This window comes from Marisediminitalea oceani (assembly GCF_003731635.1).
GTDB lineage: Bacteria > Pseudomonadota > Gammaproteobacteria > Enterobacterales > Alteromonadaceae > Alteromonas > Alteromonas oceani.
This window is the reverse complement of sequence record NZ_RCUA01000068.1, coordinates 26,013-43,229: the sequence shown is the minus strand read 5'-3', so window position 1 is coordinate 43,229 and position 17,217 is coordinate 26,013. Positions and strand designations below refer to the sequence as shown.

Sequence of the window (17,217 nt, the reverse complement as noted above, 5' to 3'; positions counted from 1 at the left end):
TTGCTTAAGCTTTAACTGCTATACTACCAGTACGTTAATTATCCCGATATCAATCACATGCGTATTCTTTTAGTTGAGGACGATGAGCCGTTGTCGGCAGCCCTGAGCAGTTCGTTGCGGGGGGCAAACTATGTTGTGGACTGTGTTTACCGTGGTAAGGAAGCGCTGGCCATGCTGACGGCTGAGCAAACCGATATAGTGATCCTCGACCTCGGCCTACCGGACATGGACGGTCTTGAGGTGCTGCGGCAAATCCGCCAAAAGGTAAAAGACATGCCGGTGATCATTCTGACCGCCCGGGATAAGGTGACCGATAAAATACTTGGCCTCGACGCCGGCGCCGATGACTACCTGCCCAAACCCTTTGATATGGACGAACTGTTTGCCCGGCTGCGGGTGCTCGAACGTCGCCTGGGCACGGCCAGCACGGCCATGGTAAAAATTGGCAAGGTGGCCTTAAATACGCAAACGCTGGAACTCACAGTAGCCGGTGAAGCGGTTTCCCTGCCCCGCCGGGAGCTGATGTTATTAAAGGTACTGATGGAAAACGGCGGCCGTATTCAGCCCAAACAAAAGCTGGAATCAAGGCTATACGAATGGGGCGACGAGGTATCGAGCAATACTATTGAAGTGCACATTCATCATTTGCGCAAAAAGCTGCCGGAGAACTTTATTAAAACTATCCGTGGCGTTGGCTACAGTATTCCGGTGAACGGAGCCTGACGATTGCATTCAATACGGCGCACTATCACGCTGGTGCTTATCAGCTCTCTGATCCTGGTGATTTTCAGTGCTGCGATCCATGGTTATCGCGCGGCGCTGTCGATGTCGTCACGGTTTATGGATCAGGAGTTAACTACTCTGCTTTACTCGGTAGCCCTGAGCAATGGCCAGCAGGTTGAGGATTTGGGCAGCAGTGAGCTGGTGTACCAGATATGGCGCAACGACAAATTGATCACTGACTCGCCCAATCAACCGGATAAACCCCTTACTCTCGGGGCCGACGGCTTCTCTGAGCAAAACTTTGATGGCCGACGCTGGCGAGTGTATAAACAAACCCTGACCGACGGCACCACAGTGATAGTTGGCCAGCCACTGCAGAGCCGGGTAGGACTTACCGATGCGCTCACGGTATCGGTGATTATGCCGTTTATTTATGCCGTGCCGATCCTAGCGCTGATCGTCTTTATGTCGGTAAGCCTCGGCTTAAAACCCCTTAAGTTGCTGTCATCGAAGCTCTCTAACCGTCAGGGCAAGGATTTGTCGCCGGTGTCTTTACCCCAGGTGCCTACCGAAATGCAGCCGGTGATGGACACCCTGAACACCATGCTCCTGCGCCTTAATGAAGCCTTTGAGCGCGAACAGCAGTTTGCCTCCAATGCCGCCCACGAGCTGCGCACGCCGCTGAGTGTGATGAAAATTAACCTGCACAATCTGGCTAAAGAACGTCGGGATGAAGCGGGCAAACTGCAGGCTATCCAGCAGGATACGGACCGAATGATCCACGTGGTCAATCAGATCTTACTGCTGAGTCGTACCAGCCCGGAAATGTTCCATAACCAGCTTAGTCAGGTGGATGCTTTTGTGGTGGCGCAAAACGTGATTGCCGACCTGTACAGTAAAATAGAAAGTAAACGACAGGAAATCAGCCTTGAGGGCGATAGTGCCTTGCTGATGAGTACCGAATTTACCCTCTACACCCTGCTGCAAAACCTGCTCGCCAATGCCAGTGCCTATTCGCCCCAGGGCGCAGCTATTCAGGTATCGGTGCTGGTTAAGGACCAGCAGGTTTGCCTGGTGGTAGAGGACTCAGGGCCCGGTATTGCACCACACGAGCGTTCGCAGGTACTTAAACGCTTCTACCGCGATCAGAAAGATGAAAAATACAAATCTACCGGCAGCGGCCTGGGCCTGGCCATTGTTGGTCAGATTGTCACGTTGCATCATGGCAGTATTGCACTGGGTGACACTTCACTGGGCGGCTTAAGCGTGACAGTGAGTTTACCTCTTGAGGTAACGGAGTCATGAGGTTGATGAAGCAAGCCGCGGTGCTGGCACTATTAACTCTTTCGCCTTTGGGCGCTTTGGCGGCGCTGCCGGAGGTGGTTATCGAAATTCGTGACCATCTGTTTATACCGCAAACTGTCCGGATCCCCGAAGGCCGAAAAGTACGCCTGGTGTTTATTAATCACGACCCGTCGCCAGAGGAAATTGACAGCTTCGATCTGAACCGGGAAAAAGTGATTTTCGGCAACAGCAAAGGCACCATTTTTGTAGGGCCGCTACCCAGTGGCAGCTATAAATTTTTTGGTGAGCTGCACCCTAACTCGGCCGTGGGTTACGTTATCGTGACTAACGAGGAGGCAACGGATGCTAATTAATACCGTGATCCTGTTTATTCGCGACACCCTGCCAGTATTCTTATTATTTAGCTTTTTACTGGCTCAGCAGGGCGGCAGTGTTCGCTATCTACTCGGCGGCACGGTGGCGGGATTTCTGTTTGCTGTGGCATTGTATTTCAACCTGTCGGTGGTCTCAGAGTGGTTTGAGGGCGGCGGCCTGGAGCTGATTAAAACCCTGGTGCTGATGTTGATGTTATTAGGACTGGGCGAGTATATCCGCCGCCAGTATCAGGGCGAGGCTGATGCCAGCCAGCGCTTAAGTGCCTTGCTGATGGTGGGGATCACGTTTATTAACGTGATTCACTTTATTATTTACTTGCTTGCCTACTGGTCTGCCCCGGATGCCGATACGTCGCTTTTTCTGGGTAACGTGATTGGTCTGGGCATTAGCCTCAGCGTGGGCGTATTGGTGTATGTGGCAGTGGCTGCCGTACGCATTCGGTTAATTAAGCTGACTGTCCTGACGGTATTTTTTGCCGGTCAGATAGCGGGTATCGCCATGTTACTGGAGCAAATTAATTTGCTGCCAAATCAAAATCGCCTGTGGGATACGTCTGGCTGGGTGGCAGATGACAGCGAGTATGGCCACTTTTTAAATGTATTAATTGGCTACGAAGCCACGCCTACCGGTGCTTACATGCTGGTTTATCTGGCTGCAGTGCTGTTTCCTGTGATGTATTGCTATCTGTATTCGTTACTGGTTGGCAAGCGTCAGCTAACCGGGGAGTTGAAATGAGATTATATCTGGCTATCGCCCTCTTACTGCTTTTGCCGGGCAAAGTACTGGCCGACAATTTTACCGTGGATCGGGTGTATCACCCTTACGTTTTGCCCTTCGAACGGGAAGTGGAATGGCGCCTGACCTCAAGGCAAAGTGAGGAAGATGGCAATATCCTCATGCAACGGATTTCTTTTGGGCATGCTTTATCGGAGTACACCATCCTGGAAGCCTACATTGTTGGCTCCCGCGATGAGTCGGGCGACTTTGGCGTGGCCGGTTACGAGCTGGAACTGCGCTCAATGCTTACTGAGCAGGGCCAGTACTGGGCCGACTGGGGGCTGCTATTTGAACTGGAAAAGCAAAATGCCAGTAACGACTGGGAGTTCAAAGGCGGCGTGCTTACCGAAAAGGAACTGGGGCGCTTCAGTTTAACCACTAACGTAATGTTGGTGTACGAATGGGGCGATACCGTACCTTCAGAATTTGAAAGCGAGTTTAAAATGAAATTTCGCTACCGCTGGATCCCGGAAATTCAGCCTGCGGTTGAGTTTTACGCGGCCGAGGATTTTATTGGCGTGGGCCCGGCCTTTATGGGGATCAAACGCTTTGATAAACAAAAGCAGCTTAAATGGGAGCTGGCTTTTATTGCCGGACTCAACGGTGACAGTAAAGACCATACACTGCGTATGGCCATGGAGTATGAGTTTTAATCTATCTCAACATCTTTAAGGTACTTCGCCGGTACACCGCCCACAATGGTGTTTGGCTGAACGTCTTTGGTGACGACAGCACCCGCAGCAATAATGGCACCATCACCAATGGTGACCCCCGCCAGAATGGTTGCGTTGGCGCCAATCCAGACATTTTCCCCTACCGTAATTTTACCCGGTAACAGATTTCCGCGAGCCTGCGGATCCTGCTCATGATTGAGTGATGCGAACACCACGTTATGACCAACCAACGTGCCTGAGCCAATGTAGATACCGCCCTGATCCTGAAATTTACAGCCGGAGTTAATAAAGATATTCTCGGCGAAGTGCAGGTTTTTACCACAGTCGGTAAATACCGGCGGAAACACGGTTACGGTGGGGCTTACTTCCTGGCCGGTCAGTTCGCAGAGCAAAGCGGTCATTTGTTCAGGCGTGTTGTACTGATTATTGATTTTGGCGGTAACCTTAAACGCATCCTGACTCAGTTTATGCATGTACATATGCACATCGGAGCCGGCCAGAACTTTCTCGCCGCTGTTAAGGGTGGCTAAAAACGTGGGTAAATTCATGTCTGTCCAATTCGTTAAGCGTAACAATCTGGCGCTATAAATACCTAAATAAGCATCAATATGCAATGTGTCGCAGCGCCTCGCCTGCAACAGGTAATGCCGGGTTAGCGTGTAACAAGCCCTTGAGTTATACTGCGGCGTTGTTTTATGCGGCATCAGCTGTTTTGGTAGAGAAGGCACACAGGTTGAGCACAATGCGGTTAATTTCATATTGCATACTCTTACTTCTAAGCAGTGTATTCTCTGCTGGTCGTGCAGTGGCTTTACCGCCCGCGCAAGAGATTATCTTTGCGATTAATTCGCCCGGCTCACCGCCCTATCTGTATTTTGATACGCAAAGCCAGTCCTATCAGGGCGTGGTGGTAGATTTTTTTGCCAGCTTCGCCGAGGAAGCAAACCTGAATGTCACCTACCTCGACTCCAGCCGCGCCCGTAACGAGCTGCTGTTGCGCCAGGGAAAGGCCGATATGTTCCTCTCGGGTGAGGAGTGGCTGGACGACCCCAGTGGCTTTATATTCAGTAAACCTCTTATCCAGCACGACAGTTATCTTTATGCCACCACTGAGTTTGACGGTCCATTTGTCCCTGCTGAGAGTAATGGTGAGGCGGTATGTACCCGTTTCGGCTTTAAATATCCGGTGTTACAGACGGCTTTTGAAGATCAGGAGCATCCGCTATTACGGGTAGATTCGGCAAGTCAGACGCTGATGGCGCTTATGCTCACCAAAGGTCGTTGTGACTATGCCATTATGAGTGAGCAAAACGCGTTGTCGGTGCTTAATAAACGGCAGTTTTGCTACAGCGAGTTTTACCAGTCCCCTAATGTCATCAGCAGCGTCGATTTGGTACTGGTGAGCAGGCCCGCAAAACAAACCATGCTACCGCTCATTAATCGCTATATGGACAGATTTATCAACAGTGGCCAACTCTCCCGCTCCATTAAGCGCCACTCTGGCGATCATAAATTCCCCAAGCTCACTTGTGACTGAACTGTTGTTTTATCAGCGAAATTAAGCTGTTAAGGGGGCCCGGTCTTTACGATGTAAAACCGGGATGCCAAAAAATTCAGCGTTATGCTTTAGTTGTTTTATAAGAAAAGTCAGCCTGTTCTGGAGGTCCCGGATAACGTAAACGTTTCCGGGATGCCAAAAAAAGTGGGAAGGGATAATTCTAAGGTTTTTATCGGGTAGTCAGTTTGTTAAGGAAGTCCCGGTCTTTACGTTGTAAAACCGGGACACAAAAAAATAATTAGCGTCATATTCTGATTATTTTATCCGAGAAGTCAGCCTGTTATGAAGATCCCGGATAACGTAAACGTTTCCGGGACACAAAAAAATCTGGGGATTTTTTTGTGCTTAAGTTTTCCTTAATGTTGACACTTCATACTTACGCTCAACAGTCACCAATGAGACGAAGTTATGTTGAGTTCCATCCAACCTGTTTCAGAACAATTATCAGCCTTGCGTATCCCGCGCACAGGCTCGACTGTGGTGCCTGTTTGTGGTCAGTTGACCAGCCATTTGGCAGTTCATGTCGCAAACAAGCAGAGCACAAAGAGAAAAACCATTGAAAACCATATTGCCAGGGGCTTTAACCAGGCCTATCAGGCACAGATTACCGAGTTTATGCCGTTGCTGGTGGCTCTGGGGCGCAGCAAAATAGAAGCTGCCCTTGGTGTTCGCACCGGTGAACATAAGCTGTTTGTTGAAACCTATTTTGAGCAGCCTCTGGAACAGGCTATGGCAGAAAAAGGCATTCACTGCCCTCGTCATCGACTGGCTGAAATTGGCAATCTTTACAGCCGGTCCTCCCGCTTCACCATGCCCTTATTACTGCTCACCGCTATGGGCTTATTTCAGCAGCACATTTCGCTACTGGTATTTACCGCCACCAGCCAGCTGCAACGCATGATGGAGCACGGCGGCCTTACTTTACATCATCTTACAGACGCCGATGAAGCCCGTTTGGGTGAGCCTAAACAAAACTGGGGCTCTTATTATCAGACGGCGCCAAAAGTAGTGGCCGCCAGGGTGGCAGATATTATTCAGTTAACCCTGGATAACCCGAAACTGCGAGCTGGTTATGAGCAGTTTGCTCCCCTGGTGCCTGCATTTTCTGCTGAGTTAGGAGCGCAATTATGATGTTACAACACTGGCAGCAATGGCCGCATCGAGTTGCTCTGGAATCTCGTAGCGGTAACCTGACTTACGCTGAGCTGAATGAAAGGGTTAACCAAGTGGCTGATTGGCTAACAACGCAACCAGCCCAGCGGCTGGCTCTGCTAGCCGAAAACAGTGCCGAATGGATTATTTGCGATCTGGCGTGTCAGCGCGCAAACAAATTACTGGTGCCTGTTCCGCCCTATTTTTCGACATCGCAGCGGCAGCACCTGCTGGCCGAAGCCGGTATCGAACTCATCATCACCGATCAACCTGCACTGATTGATGATAGCCATATAACCACTTCGCCGTTTAATCTGCTGTATGCATTATTACGCGATAACTCAGAGATACCGGAGATCCCCACCGGTACAGGAAAAGTCACCTTTACCTCCGGCTCTACCGGTAACCCCAAAGGGGTTTGCCTGAGTAACGCATCGCAGGCCAGGGTTGCCGCAAGCCTCGATGCTGCGCTGGCTATGCCTTATGTGCGCCATCAGTGTTTATTGCCGCTCGCGACCCTGCTTGAGAATATCGCAGGTGTGTACGCGCCTCTGAACTGTGGTGGCACTGTGGTCGTTTGTGGCAGTGAAGAGCTCGGTTTTTCCGGCGCCCGGCTAACCGACCCGGCGGCCATGTTAAGCGCCATCAGTAAAGCGCAGCCTGAGTCGTTGATTTTGGTGCCTGAGCTGTTATTCATGCTGGTTACCGCTTGCAGTAATGGTTGGCAGCCGCCAAAGTCATTGCAGTTTATCGCGGTGGGCGGCGCTCATGTGCCGGCTGGTTTGATAGCCAAAGCACGTGAAGCCGGCTTGCCGGTTTATCAGGGCTATGGCCTGTCTGAATGTGTCTCGGTTAATACCCTGAACCTGCCAGGCGCGGAGAATCCAGACAGCGTAGGGCGTTCGCTTGGTCACAACACCCTTACCATTGAAAACGGCGAACTGGTGGCCAGTGGCACCATTTTCCTCGGCTATCTGAACCAGCCGCAATCCTTTTATCCCACAGTAGTAAAAACCGGCGATTTAGTGAGTGAAGAAGACGGCTATTACTACGTGGCTGGCCGCAGGAAAAACCTCATTATCACCTCATTAGGCCGCAATATTTCCCCAGAGTGGATTGAAAGTCTGTTGCTCGCCGGGGGGCTGTTCAGCCAGGTGCTGGTGGTGGGTGAAGCGCGTCCGCATTGCGCTGCGCTGTTAGTGCCGCGTCATAGGGGCGTAACCGCACAAATGATTGAGCAACACCTTGCGGCAGTTAATCAACAACTGCCCGACTATGCCCGCTTGCAGGCGTGGCAAACCCTGCCTGAAATTGCGGCCGATGCTGGCTTATTTACCGCCAATGGCAAATTAAAACGGCAACAAGCCGTTACGCATTTTCAGACCGTTATCGACACTATGTATACGCCGGCAGTGGCTTAGGCGAGGAGTAATTAGCATGAATTTATATACCCGTTTAGAGCAGGAAACCCAGGCAGAGCGAGCTTACTTAACTGGTTCGCCGATTATTCAACAGGTGTTCAGGGGCGATATTACCCTGGATAATTACACGGCCTTTCTGCGCGAAGCCTACCACCACGTAAAACATACCGTACCCTTACTTATGGCCACCGGTGCAGCGTTACCAGAAAGCAAAGAGTGGTTGCGAGAAGCGGTAGGTGAATATATTGAGGAAGAAATGGGCCATCAGGAATGGATCCTCAATGATTTAGCTACCTGCGGGGTGGATAAAGAAGCCGTGCGACATAGTCAGCCATCGGCGGCCACCGAATTAATGGTAGCTTATGCTTATGACGCTATTCGTCGTAAAAATCCCTTGTGCTTCTTTGGTATGGTGTTTGTGCTGGAAGGTACCAGCATTGCGCTGGCGGATAACGCGGCCGCCATGATTAGAAAAACCCTGGATTTACCCGGTGGCGCGTTCAGTTATCTGCGCTCCCATGGTTCGCTGGATCAGGAGCATATCGTGTTCTTTCGAGACCTGATGAACAAAATTGACGATAAAGCTGAGCAGGATCTGATTATCCATTCAGCCAAAATGTTCTTTCAGCTGTACGCCAATATCTTTCGCACGCTGGCATGCAAGGATACGCTTGGGGAGGCAGCCTGATGAGTATTGACTGGCAACAGCAGGTTTGCCTGATTACCGGCGCTTCAGGCGGAATCGGGGAAGCCATTGCCCGCAAGCTGGCTGGCCTTGGTGCCTCGCTTATCCTTACGGGCCGCAATGGGGCTAAACTTAGCGAACTGCTTGAATCATTGCCCGGGCGTCACACGGTTGCCTGCGCTGATATCACCACGGCCGAAGGTCTGGATAAGGTTGTGGCGGTGTGTCATGAGCACCCGCCCACGATGCTGATAAACAGTGCCGGTATTAATGAAATTGGCAATTTCAGTGCTATTCCAATGGCCCGGATTGAAGCGCTGTTAGCCACTAACTTAACGGCGCCCATCGCCCTGATCCAGCGCTTGTTGCCTGTATTGCAACGTGCAGGCAAAAGTTACGTGGTTAATGTTGGCTCTACCTTTGGCAGCATTGGATTTCCCTGCCATGCGGCCTACTGCGCCTCTAAATTCGGTTTACGGGGATTTACTGAATCCCTGATTCGTGAGTATGCGCACAGTTCGGTTAACTTTTATTACCTGGCTCCCAGGGCCACTCAGACTGCGATTAACTCCGACGCCGTGGTATCGATGAATCAGGCGTTGGGCAATCAGATGGACCCGCCAGAACGCGTCGCTGATGCCTTAGTTGCACAACTTGAAGGCAATAAATCCCGCTGGTTTATTGGTTTTCCGGAGCGACTTTTTGCCCGCATCAATGGGGTGTTTCCCGCCATTGTTGACCGTGCGCTTATTAAAAAACTACCCGTTATTCAACGCTTTTTGACATCCGTCACAAAGGAGAAACTGTCATGAAAACTGTTCGCTATTTGCTAACTTTGCTGGTGGCTGTGTGCCTGCCTCTGACTGCCGCTGAGAGTACCCCGGGACTGGCTGATATTCAGTCTGCCTGGGCCAGAATTAACTACGCTGACATCGACAATAATAAAAAAGCCGATGAATTTAAATCACTGATAAAACAAGCCGAGGCGCTGGTGGCAGCCGAGCCAAAGCAGCCGGAATATTTAATCTGGCTGGGGATTGTACAGTCGAGCACTGCCGGTGCAGAAGGCGGTATAGGCGCGCTGAAATACGCCAAGTCTGCTAAGAAGAGCTTTGAGGATGCGTTGGCTATCGATTCTCATGCGCTGCAGGGATCGGCAATGACCAGCCTTGGTGTGTTGTACCACAAAGTGCCAGGCTGGCCGATTGGCTTTGGCAGCGACAAAAAAGCTGAGCAGCTGTTAAAAAGTGCGCTGCAGGTAAATCCGGATGGCATAGACAGCAACTATTTTTACGCTGAATACCTGTACGACGGTGGCGAATATGAACAGGCGCTGGCTTATCTGGATAAAGCGCTAAATGCCGCGCCACGACCGGCACGACCATTAGCTGACGAAGGTCGTCACAAAGATATCGCGGCCCTGCGCGCCAAAGTAGAGAAAAAGATCCACTAAAAGTTATAGCTGTTTGTTCGAAACGCCTTGGTGGCAGGTTACGTCAATACCATAGTTTGCTTACTAATGGCGATGACCTACCACCGTTTTGTATGACGTCAGCGCTGAAGGTAGGTTTGCATACCTGCCGTTTTCTCCAGCTTGCGTAACACCAGTATGGCCAGCAGAATACCTACTGCATCGGCGCTTAGATCGGCAACGTCAAAGGTACGAGAAGGGATAAAGGCCTGACTGATCTCCTCACCAATCACAAACAGCGTAACCGCGATGGCAGCAAAATACAGCCTGGTGTTATTTAGCGTCCAGCCGGCAAACTGTGATGCCAGCACTGTTAAAAAGGTTAAGGTGCCGAATAAACCTACGTGGCCAAGTTTGTCGCCGTAGGGAATGGCTGCAACAAAGTCAAAAAATACACTGTTGTGCCCGGCGTTGGCCATATAAATAACCCACACAATAAACAGTAAAAAAGCAAGGGCTGCTAAGCGGGTTAAATTAGTCATTGAATGTGTACCAAGCGCTGATTGACTTCGTCCTGCAGACCGCCGTCAGTAACTTCCCGGGTAGCCGCAAATAATCCCGGCTTGTAGGCGAGGGTTTTGGTAAAAATTCTGACTTCCATGTGTTGCCTTTCAAAATAGCCAGTACAGTGTGACTATAATCCACCGGATGCGTCGATAAAGCTACCTGTTACAAAGGATGATTTATTAGTTGCCAGCCAGACGATGGCTTCAGCAACTTCTTGTACAGTGCCCGGTCGCTGTAGAGGGATCTTTGTCTGTAAGCGTTTGACTCTATCCGGCTCGCCACCTGAGGCATGCATCTCAGTATCTATCAGGGCCGGTCGCACAGCATTTACCCGAATCCCTTCGTCAGCCAGTTCCAGTGCTGCGCCGCGGGTAAAGCTATCCATAGCACCCTTTGATGCGGCGTAATCTGTGTATTCATTGGGGGCTCCGGATTTGGCCGCCGTGGAGGAAACATTTACGATAGTGCCGCCGCAGCCGCCCTCTTTTGTCGACATTCTTGTTGCCGCTGCCTTGGTACACAAGAAGCAGGACAGTACGTTTACATTCAGGATATGACGAAACCGCTCCGCCGAAATGCCGCGCAGGCCGGTTTGTTGCGCCAGGATGCCGGCGTTGTTAACCAGCACTGCAAGGGGGCCCAAAGCGTCGGCCTGTGAAAACAAGGCTTCAACCTGATCTTCCTCAGACACATCGGCCTGTACCGCGATGCACGGCACACCCATAGCGCTAATTTCTTGCTTTAATGCTTCAGCCGGTCCGGCAGAGTTCTGATAATTAAGCACTATCGAATAGCCTTTTGCTGCCATCAGCCGCGCTGTTGCTGCGCCTATTCCTCTGCTGCTGCCGGTAATGACTGCGACCTGATTTAGCATGGGATGTGCCTCTTATTGTTCAGTTTACGAAAGCGTTTAGCGACGAACGAAAGTAATGCATTTCTTTGTTATTGTCGACATTAATATTCATAAAAACCGTAATAAATATGTATTTCTAATGTTGTACATTAATATTGTCGACAATATATGTGTGGAAAGGATAAGATTTTGACTTTATATAATTTACTCGGGGCCCTTAATACCCTATTCATTATGGTAAGCGTACTGGGTGTTTACTCACAACTGGGCACCATCTGGCGCCGCAAGCAAATGGTGAGTAAAACCGAGCGCCCGACTGCTTTATTGTCACTGAATCAGTTCACCGTGAGCTTTTTTGCTTACCTGTCTTTTTTTATTTATGGCTACTCCATTGAGCCATTCAATCATTATATTGTGTGGCCCCGGTTACTCGCGGCGATGCTGGTGATGGGTATTTTGTTTGAAATCTGGCAGGACCGCAAATCAAGAGCGGCCCGGGTGAGCGTTGTGCTGGCAGGAGCGTGCCTGATACTGGCGGGGGCAGGGCTGGTGTTGGGCAAAACCATCGCCGATCAGAGCCGGTATATTGCGACCCTGCTTATTGTGCTGGTATCGGTGTTTATTGCTCAGGGCTACTATCATCAAATCCGCTTGATCCTGAAAGCAGGGCAAACCGGTGCGGTGGATCTTAAAATGAGTCAGTTTATTTTGCTGATGGATATTTCCACTATTGCCTTTGCGCTGAGTATGGGGGTAAAGGAAGGCTGGCCACTGCTTACTTTAGCGATAACCAGTGCGATAACAAAGTTGATAATTATGTATTTATTCCGCTGGGTGAATGTGAGCAATGTGGCGGCCCGGCGTCGGCAACAATATACCTCAGCCTGAGTGGGGGATAGTACCCCCGCAAGCGCGGCATGTACTGACGCAAACGGGAGTACCAGGGAGCTGTGTTTTATTTGGCTTTGGCTACGTTGATTTTTTCAATATCTGGATTGTTTGCCGCATTTTCATCGTCGTCGGTTGCCAGTTTAAAGTCCAGTTGCACTAAAATGCCGGTTTGTCTTTGTGCCTTACCGCTTTGAACTCGTGGCTTATACTGCCACTGCTCCATTGCTTTCACTGCACTTGAGTCAAATACCCCAGCCGGTGACGACTTCACTACTTTAATGTTGTCGGTAGCGCCGGTTTCAGTGATATCAAACTGGAGAGTGACAAATCCCTCCTGATTTGCCAGGGCTGCGCTGTCTGGATAAACCGGCGGCACACGTTTTACCGGCGTAGCCAGATTGACTTTGTCGGCCTGAATATCATTGGCAGGCAGGTTTGCCAGTGCTGTGTGAGTGGTAAGAATAGCGGCGATAGCCAGTGCCGTTACGCCAGCCACTGTACTTGCCGAATTTGGCTTATTGATCAGATTGAGTCGTTTTAACATGGTGCTTTTTTCTCCAAAGGTCGGGTAGGTTGTAAGGTAGGAGGAGTTTTGTTCTGCGCAGGCCACGAGGGCTTTTGCATAGAGCAATTTTTCCTGTGGGCTTTTCTGGCGCAATACCTGGTTATCGCACGCCAGCTCCTGATTAATTCTGAATGAGCGCAGGGCCAGCCAGACCAGAGGGTTAAACCAGAAGGCGGTCACTATTATCAGCGCCAGCGCATTCCATAAGTGATCGCCGTGCCTACGGTGTGTGTTCTCGTGTTCGAGCACTAATTGCTGCTGCACGGGGCAAAACAGCCGGGTAAAGCTCGCCGGGAGCAATATTCTGGGCGCAAACAGGCCAAACAGCATTGGCGTGGTGGCCCGCCGGGCAAACCAGGTGTTCTTAATGCCAGTCATAGGTTTATCTATGGAGCGGGCAAGCTGTGAATACTGCGTTATCAGGTAAAGCGCGATGCAAGAGGCACCCGCTGCCCATAAGCCCAGCCATACTGTGTTTTGTGAAACGTTTACCGCTACCGAGCCGCTTACTACATAGCGGGTAAAACTATTGGCAGGCAATGAAATGCCTGGGATGGGCAGATTAGCCATCAACAGCACAACCGGTACCATCCACCACAGTTTATACATCAGCCGGATGCCAATTCTGGCGGTGAAAAAGTGCTCCATAACCATCAGGGTGACAAGCACTAAACATAATGGGCCTTGTTGTTGAATAAGCTGCTGAATGAGCCACTCAGTCATTGTTTTGCTCCCACTGTTTAATCAGCGCCTTAAGCTCATCCACGTCCTGTTGAGACAGGGAATTCTGGTTGGCAAACCCGGCTACCAGAGGCGCTACCTTGCCTTTAAATATTCGGCTCACAAAGCTGGTGGCTTCTTTTTTGGTGTAGTCTTCTCTGGCAATCAGCGGGCGGTATAGGTACTGACGCTGGGCCTTGTCAAAGTCCACTACGCCCTTCTTAACTAATCGGCTGAGCAGGGTTTTCACGGTTTTATCGTGCCACGGCTTTTTTTGATTTAAGCGCTTTACAATATCGCTGGATGTGGCGGGATAGTCATCCCACAGTACATCAAGCACTTCAAATTCGGCGTTGGAGATATCCGCTTTTGGATTGTCGTTACTCATCGATCACCTCCTCTCAATTTCAATGAAATGATTACATTTGTAGTCGATCTATTTTTAAGATTACACGTGTAATCTGATCTGGCAAGTGATTTTTTGAAAAAGATAAAATTGCGGAAAGGCAGAGTTGGCAGAAAACTAGTTAGCAGGCTATTCCTGATAGCGTTTTACGATACAGGAATAGCCGGTTTTCTTATGAGTAGGGTTTGCGGCTATCGGTTTAGTTGCGAAAGGCAGTCAATTACTTTGTCTTCAGTGGCCTTGAAGCGCTCTTCATAAGGAGGCAGTGCGTCATCACCCTTTGCCTCCTCATTCATGATTTTATTACGAATATATTCGAATCAGTGCTGTGATGGTGTATTGAGAGCTTCGCCGTTATCCCTTTGCGATTTATCTGCTGGTGTTCTTAGCATCAGATTTATGGGCTTCAGATATCTCTTTATATTCTCCTTTGACCCTGATTTTTCTATTCTCACTAAGGGCAACCAGGAAAACTAATCCAGCACGTACTTGTGCCTTCTCTATACTCAGATAGGTAAGTGTATTTTGACTCATCAGGTAGATTTCAGTCAGCGTTTTCTTTTCGTCATTGATAATTAACTTATACGGATAATTAAACGTGCGCCAAAGCTCGAAAATACAATACATGACAATTATCGGCGTGCCATAAAGGCCAAGTTCATACTTAGCTAGCGTTTCTGGGTCGATGCTTGCTGGATCCCTAACAACATATTGGTATAACCAGAGTCCTATAAGAAATATGACAATATAAATTCGAGCTAAAACATTATTTCTCTTAAAAATACTTTCACGATGGCTGGACACAATCGCAATATCCTTTTTGATTATTTCATCCTGTTATCGGCTGAATAAATCGTACTATGGATTAGTTGAGCCTTAAATTGGATCCAGCAAAAATCGTTGTGTTTTAAGTTTTAGTCGTTATACTGCTAACAACTGTATGGAATAACAGGCTGTTTATGCGTCCACTAACCCCCCGACAACAAGAAGTACTCGATCTGATCAAATCCACTATGCTGGATACTGGTATGCCGCCCACGCGTGCTGAGATTGCCCGTCAGTTAGGCTTTCGCTCTGCTAATGCTGCAGAAGAGCATTTAAAGGCGTTGGCGAAAAAAGGCGTGATTGAAATACTTCCGGGTACTTCGCGGGGGATTAAGCTTAATATTCCGCTGGATGACGAAGTGGAAGAAGAAGGCTTACCGCTGATTGGCCGGGTTGCGGCTGGCGAGCCGATTCTGGCTCAGGAACATGTGGAAATGCACTATAAAGTGGATCCGGCGTTATTCCATCCAAAAGCCGATTTCCTGCTGCGTGTAAACGGTATGAGTATGAAAGACATAGGCATACTGGACGGCGATTTGTTAGCAGTGCACCGCACCAGCGATGTCCACAATGGACAGGTAGTGGTGGCCCGTGTAGATGAAGACGTTACCGTAAAGCGCTTGGAAAAGCGCGGGCGTGAAGTACTGCTGCATGCAGAAAATGAAGAATTCTCACCCATTAAGGTCGACCTGGCTAATCAGCCGTTTAATATCGAAGGTATCGCTGTAGGCGTTATCCGTAATGCCGACTGGATGTAAGCACCCCAGGCATTATTTTTTAAATCTATGAATTTGAAAACCGGCATTCGCCGGTTTTCTTGCGTTTAGGGTTTTATTTTCTTTAAGCCACGCTTTCCCGGTACTTTTTGCCTGTTCAGGTCTACTTATTAAGTTAGTAAAAGCTCACTAACAAAATTCACGCCGATTACCCTCCTCGCACAAAAAATAACCATTTATCCGAATTTTAGACAAAAATAGCTGGACGTTATAGTCACAATGAGTAATTCTTATACAGTGCTTAACAATAAAATAACAAAGTAAGCACAAAATATTAAAAAGGCAGTTCAAATAACAACCAATACAGACCAGTCAGGCTTTTTCGCATTGGGGCGTTTCGCGAGTGGCTACCGGTCTAACGGAGGTGTCGAGTGAAACAACTCGGGATATGTGTACTGAAAGCCTGGACAGCACTCGTTCTGTTGGTAGCTGGCGCGACAGCGGTAGCAGCAGGAAGCGGCGAAGTGTCGGCACTAAATCTGCGGCGTGGCGCGACAGAGATCAGTGGCCAGGTTTACGATCTACACATGCTGATGTTCTCCATTTGTGTGGGGATCGCAGTAGTAGTGTTTGGGATCATGTTTGTTTCTATGTATTTGCATCGCAAATCACGGGGTGCAAAACCAGCTAACTTTCACGAGAGTGTGAAAGTCGAAATAGCCTGGACCGTTTTACCCTTCTTAATTCTTATCTTTATGGCTGTACCAGCCGCCAAAACACTGCTTGCAATGGAAGATACTACCGAACCGGATATGACCGTTCTGGTAACCGGTTCGCAGTGGAAATGGCATTACAAGTATATGGATCGCGACGTGGAGTTTTATTCACTGCTGGCGACTCAGCGTGAACAAATCGATAACCGTTACGCCAAGGGCGAAAACTATCTGCTGGAAGTCGACCGCCCGTTGGTGATCCCAACCGGCCAGAAAGTACGCTTCCTGATCACCTCTGACGATGTGATCCACTCATGGTGGGTGCCTGATTTCGCAGTGAAGAAAGATGCTAACCCGGGTTTCATCAATGAAGCCTGGACACGGGTCGATGAGCCCGGGATTTATCGTGGTCAGTGCGCTGAACTGTGCGGTAAAGACCATGGGTTTATGCCGGTAGTGGTGATTGCCAAAGAGCCGGCTGCTTATGAAGCCTGGGTCAGTGAGCAGGAGTCCATTCGTCAGCAAGCCCGCGAGGAAGAACAGCGCTTACTGGCGATGAATATGTCGATGGAAGAGCTGATGACCGAGGGCGAGCGCGTGTACAACGCTACCTGCGCAGCCTGCCACATGCCTAACGGCGAAGGTTTACCGGGCGTATTCCCAGCCCTGAAAGGCAGCCCCATGGCACTTAACGACATGCAAGGGCATATCGACATTGTATTAAACGGTAAAACCGGCACCGCCATGCAGGCGTTTGGCAAAATGCTGAGCCTTAAAGAACTGGCTGCGGTGATTACCTATGAGCGTAACGCCTGGGGCAATAACACCGGTGATATGGTGCAGGCCAAAGATGTTAACGCTGTGGCCAGCGGGGAATAGG

21 protein-coding genes are annotated in these 17,217 nt (G+C 49.6%); 14 read left to right on the top strand and 7 right to left on the bottom strand.

Annotated elements, in window-relative coordinates; translation table 11 throughout:
• Positions 1–57 precede the first annotated feature (57 nt).
• Genes D9T21_RS17115 through D9T21_RS17095 form a run of 5 tightly spaced genes read left to right on the top strand, consistent with a single transcriptional unit; the run spans position 58 to position 3,833 of the window.
• On the top strand, positions 58–723 hold the full coding sequence (locus D9T21_RS17115; protein ID WP_123326303.1) for a response regulator: 666 nt from the start codon (positions 58–60) through the stop codon (positions 721–723).
• A gap of 3 nt (positions 724–726) precedes the next feature.
• Positions 727–2,028: an ATP-binding protein gene (locus tag D9T21_RS17110; RefSeq protein ID WP_123326301.1), complete on the top strand. Its 1,302-nt coding sequence runs from the start codon at positions 727–729 to the stop codon at positions 2,026–2,028.
• A 5-nt stretch (positions 2,029–2,033) separates the two neighbouring features.
• On the top strand, positions 2,034–2,381 hold the full coding sequence (locus D9T21_RS17105) for a cupredoxin domain-containing protein (RefSeq protein WP_206427294.1): 348 nt from the start codon (positions 2,034–2,036) through the stop codon (positions 2,379–2,381).
• Entirely contained in the window at positions 2,371–3,138 is a 768-nt protein-coding gene (locus tag D9T21_RS17100; RefSeq protein WP_123326298.1) for an FTR1 family protein, read from the top strand. The genes D9T21_RS17105 and D9T21_RS17100 overlap by 11 nt, the downstream gene beginning before the upstream one ends.
• Positions 3,135–3,833, top strand: a complete 699-nt coding sequence (locus D9T21_RS17095; RefSeq protein ID WP_123326296.1) for a hypothetical protein — start codon at positions 3,135–3,137, stop codon at positions 3,831–3,833. The genes D9T21_RS17100 and D9T21_RS17095 overlap by 4 nt, the downstream gene beginning before the upstream one ends.
• Here the strand turns inward: D9T21_RS17095 and D9T21_RS23165 are convergent.
• Entirely contained in the window at positions 3,830–4,612 is a 783-nt protein-coding gene (locus D9T21_RS23165) for a DapH/DapD/GlmU-related protein (protein ID WP_277423866.1), read from the bottom strand. The genes D9T21_RS17095 and D9T21_RS23165 overlap by 4 nt on opposite strands.
• Positions 4,613–4,659: 47 nt before the next feature.
• On the opposite strand from D9T21_RS23165, the gene D9T21_RS17085 reads away from it, so the two are divergent.
• The 6 genes from D9T21_RS17085 to D9T21_RS17060 all read left to right on the top strand — a co-directional run bounded on the left by D9T21_RS17085 (position 4,660) and on the right by D9T21_RS17060 (position 10,123).
• Entirely contained in the window at positions 4,660–5,391 is a 732-nt protein-coding gene (locus D9T21_RS17085) for a substrate-binding periplasmic protein (protein ID WP_164464733.1), read from the top strand.
• Positions 5,392–5,820: 429 nt separating this feature from the next.
• Complete coding sequence (locus D9T21_RS17080; RefSeq protein WP_123326292.1) at positions 5,821–6,543, top strand: thermostable hemolysin; 723 nt, start codon at positions 5,821–5,823, stop codon at positions 6,541–6,543.
• Complete coding sequence (locus D9T21_RS17075) at positions 6,540–7,985, top strand: AMP-binding protein (protein WP_123326290.1); 1,446 nt, start codon at positions 6,540–6,542, stop codon at positions 7,983–7,985. The genes D9T21_RS17080 and D9T21_RS17075 overlap by 4 nt, the downstream gene beginning before the upstream one ends.
• A gap of 16 nt (positions 7,986–8,001) precedes the next feature.
• Positions 8,002–8,673 (top strand): iron-containing redox enzyme family protein, encoded by a 672-nt coding sequence (locus D9T21_RS17070; RefSeq protein ID WP_123326288.1) that lies wholly within the window; start codon positions 8,002–8,004, stop codon positions 8,671–8,673.
• A complete protein-coding gene (locus tag D9T21_RS17065) occupies positions 8,673–9,482 on the top strand; it encodes an SDR family oxidoreductase (protein WP_123326287.1) in 810 nt (269 codons plus the stop codon). The genes D9T21_RS17070 and D9T21_RS17065 overlap by 1 nt, the downstream gene beginning before the upstream one ends.
• The gene (locus D9T21_RS17060; protein WP_123326285.1) at positions 9,479–10,123 is read left to right on the top strand and encodes a tetratricopeptide repeat protein; all 645 of its coding nucleotides are present in this window, start codon (positions 9,479–9,481) and stop codon (positions 10,121–10,123) included. The genes D9T21_RS17065 and D9T21_RS17060 overlap by 4 nt, the downstream gene beginning before the upstream one ends.
• A gap of 98 nt (positions 10,124–10,221) precedes the next feature.
• Here D9T21_RS17060 and D9T21_RS17055 read toward each other — a convergent pair whose 3' ends face one another.
• Genes D9T21_RS17055 through D9T21_RS17050 form a run of 3 tightly spaced genes read right to left on the bottom strand, consistent with a single transcriptional unit; the run spans position 10,222 to position 11,522 of the window.
• Positions 10,222–10,623 carry a VanZ family protein gene (locus tag D9T21_RS17055; protein WP_123326283.1) on the bottom strand — a complete coding sequence of 134 codons (402 nt, stop codon included), beginning with the start codon at positions 10,621–10,623 and terminating at the stop codon, positions 10,222–10,224.
• Positions 10,620–10,742 carry a hypothetical protein gene (locus D9T21_RS23160; RefSeq protein WP_276309521.1) on the bottom strand — a complete coding sequence of 41 codons (123 nt, stop codon included), beginning with the start codon at positions 10,740–10,742 and terminating at the stop codon, positions 10,620–10,622. The genes D9T21_RS17055 and D9T21_RS23160 overlap by 4 nt, the downstream gene beginning before the upstream one ends.
• Positions 10,743–10,775: 33 nt before the next feature.
• Positions 10,776–11,522, bottom strand: coding sequence for an SDR family oxidoreductase (locus D9T21_RS17050; RefSeq protein ID WP_105935030.1), 747 nt, complete (start codon positions 11,520–11,522; stop codon positions 10,776–10,778).
• Between the two features lie 168 nt (positions 11,523–11,690).
• Here D9T21_RS17050 and D9T21_RS17045 point away from each other — a divergent pair, with 168 nt between their 5' ends.
• The gene (locus D9T21_RS17045) at positions 11,691–12,389 is read left to right on the top strand and encodes a hypothetical protein (RefSeq protein ID WP_241155748.1); all 699 of its coding nucleotides are present in this window, start codon (positions 11,691–11,693) and stop codon (positions 12,387–12,389) included.
• A gap of 67 nt (positions 12,390–12,456) precedes the next feature.
• On the opposite strand, the gene D9T21_RS17040 is transcribed toward D9T21_RS17045, so the two are convergent.
• The 3 genes from D9T21_RS17040 to D9T21_RS17030 form a co-directional block, all read right to left on the bottom strand.
• Complete coding sequence (locus D9T21_RS17040; protein ID WP_123326279.1) at positions 12,457–13,680, bottom strand: M56 family metallopeptidase; 1,224 nt, start codon at positions 13,678–13,680, stop codon at positions 12,457–12,459.
• Complete coding sequence (locus tag D9T21_RS17035; protein WP_105935032.1) at positions 13,673–14,065, bottom strand: BlaI/MecI/CopY family transcriptional regulator; 393 nt, start codon at positions 14,063–14,065, stop codon at positions 13,673–13,675. The genes D9T21_RS17040 and D9T21_RS17035 overlap by 8 nt, the downstream gene beginning before the upstream one ends.
• Positions 14,066–14,452: 387 nt before the next feature.
• Positions 14,453–14,887, bottom strand: a complete 435-nt coding sequence (locus tag D9T21_RS17030; protein ID WP_105933004.1) for a hypothetical protein — start codon at positions 14,885–14,887, stop codon at positions 14,453–14,455.
• Between the two features lie 155 nt (positions 14,888–15,042).
• Between D9T21_RS17030 and lexA the strand changes: the two genes are divergently transcribed.
• Complete coding sequence (lexA, locus tag D9T21_RS17025) at positions 15,043–15,666, top strand: transcriptional repressor LexA (RefSeq protein ID WP_105933005.1); 624 nt, start codon at positions 15,043–15,045, stop codon at positions 15,664–15,666.
• A 437-nt stretch (positions 15,667–16,103) separates the two neighbouring features.
• Entirely contained in the window at positions 16,104–17,216 is a 1,113-nt protein-coding gene (gene coxB / locus D9T21_RS17020; RefSeq protein ID WP_240621823.1) for a cytochrome c oxidase subunit II, read from the top strand.
• The last annotated feature ends 1 nt before the right edge of the window (position 17,217 follow it).

What these genes read in the sequence shown, in the direction of transcription:
- D9T21_RS17115 (WP_123326303.1), top strand. Translation starts at nt 58, where the DNA reads ATGCGTATTCTTTTAGTTGAGGACGATGAGCCGTTGTCGGCAGCCCTG.
- D9T21_RS17105 (WP_206427294.1), top strand. Translation starts at nt 2,034, where the DNA reads ATGAAGCAAGCCGCGGTGCTGGCACTATTAACTCTTTCGCCTTTGGGC.
- D9T21_RS17100 (WP_123326298.1), top strand. Translation starts at nt 2,371, where the DNA reads ATGCTAATTAATACCGTGATCCTGTTTATTCGCGACACCCTGCCAGTA.
- D9T21_RS17095 (WP_123326296.1), top strand. Translation starts at nt 3,135, where the DNA reads ATGAGATTATATCTGGCTATCGCCCTCTTACTGCTTTTGCCGGGCAAA.
- D9T21_RS23165 (WP_277423866.1), bottom strand. Translation starts at nt 4,612, where the DNA reads ATGAAATTAACCGCATTGTGCTCAACCTGTGTGCCTTCTCTACCAAAA.
- D9T21_RS17080 (WP_123326292.1), top strand. Translation starts at nt 5,821, where the DNA reads ATGTTGAGTTCCATCCAACCTGTTTCAGAACAATTATCAGCCTTGCGT.
- D9T21_RS17075 (WP_123326290.1), top strand. Translation starts at nt 6,540, where the DNA reads ATGATGTTACAACACTGGCAGCAATGGCCGCATCGAGTTGCTCTGGAA.
- D9T21_RS17070 (WP_123326288.1), top strand. Translation starts at nt 8,002, where the DNA reads ATGAATTTATATACCCGTTTAGAGCAGGAAACCCAGGCAGAGCGAGCT.
- D9T21_RS17065 (WP_123326287.1), top strand. Translation starts at nt 8,673, where the DNA reads ATGAGTATTGACTGGCAACAGCAGGTTTGCCTGATTACCGGCGCTTCA.
- D9T21_RS17060 (WP_123326285.1), top strand. Translation starts at nt 9,479, where the DNA reads ATGAAAACTGTTCGCTATTTGCTAACTTTGCTGGTGGCTGTGTGCCTG.
- D9T21_RS17055 (WP_123326283.1), bottom strand. Translation starts at nt 10,623, where the DNA reads ATGACTAATTTAACCCGCTTAGCAGCCCTTGCTTTTTTACTGTTTATT.
- D9T21_RS23160 (WP_276309521.1), bottom strand. Translation starts at nt 10,742, where the DNA reads ATGGAAGTCAGAATTTTTACCAAAACCCTCGCCTACAAGCCGGGATTA.
- D9T21_RS17050 (WP_105935030.1), bottom strand. Translation starts at nt 11,522, where the DNA reads ATGCTAAATCAGGTCGCAGTCATTACCGGCAGCAGCAGAGGAATAGGC.
- D9T21_RS17040 (WP_123326279.1), bottom strand. Translation starts at nt 13,680, where the DNA reads ATGACTGAGTGGCTCATTCAGCAGCTTATTCAACAACAAGGCCCATTA.
- D9T21_RS17035 (WP_105935032.1), bottom strand. Translation starts at nt 14,065, where the DNA reads ATGAGTAACGACAATCCAAAAGCGGATATCTCCAACGCCGAATTTGAA.
- lexA (WP_105933005.1), top strand. Translation starts at nt 15,043, where the DNA reads ATGCGTCCACTAACCCCCCGACAACAAGAAGTACTCGATCTGATCAAA.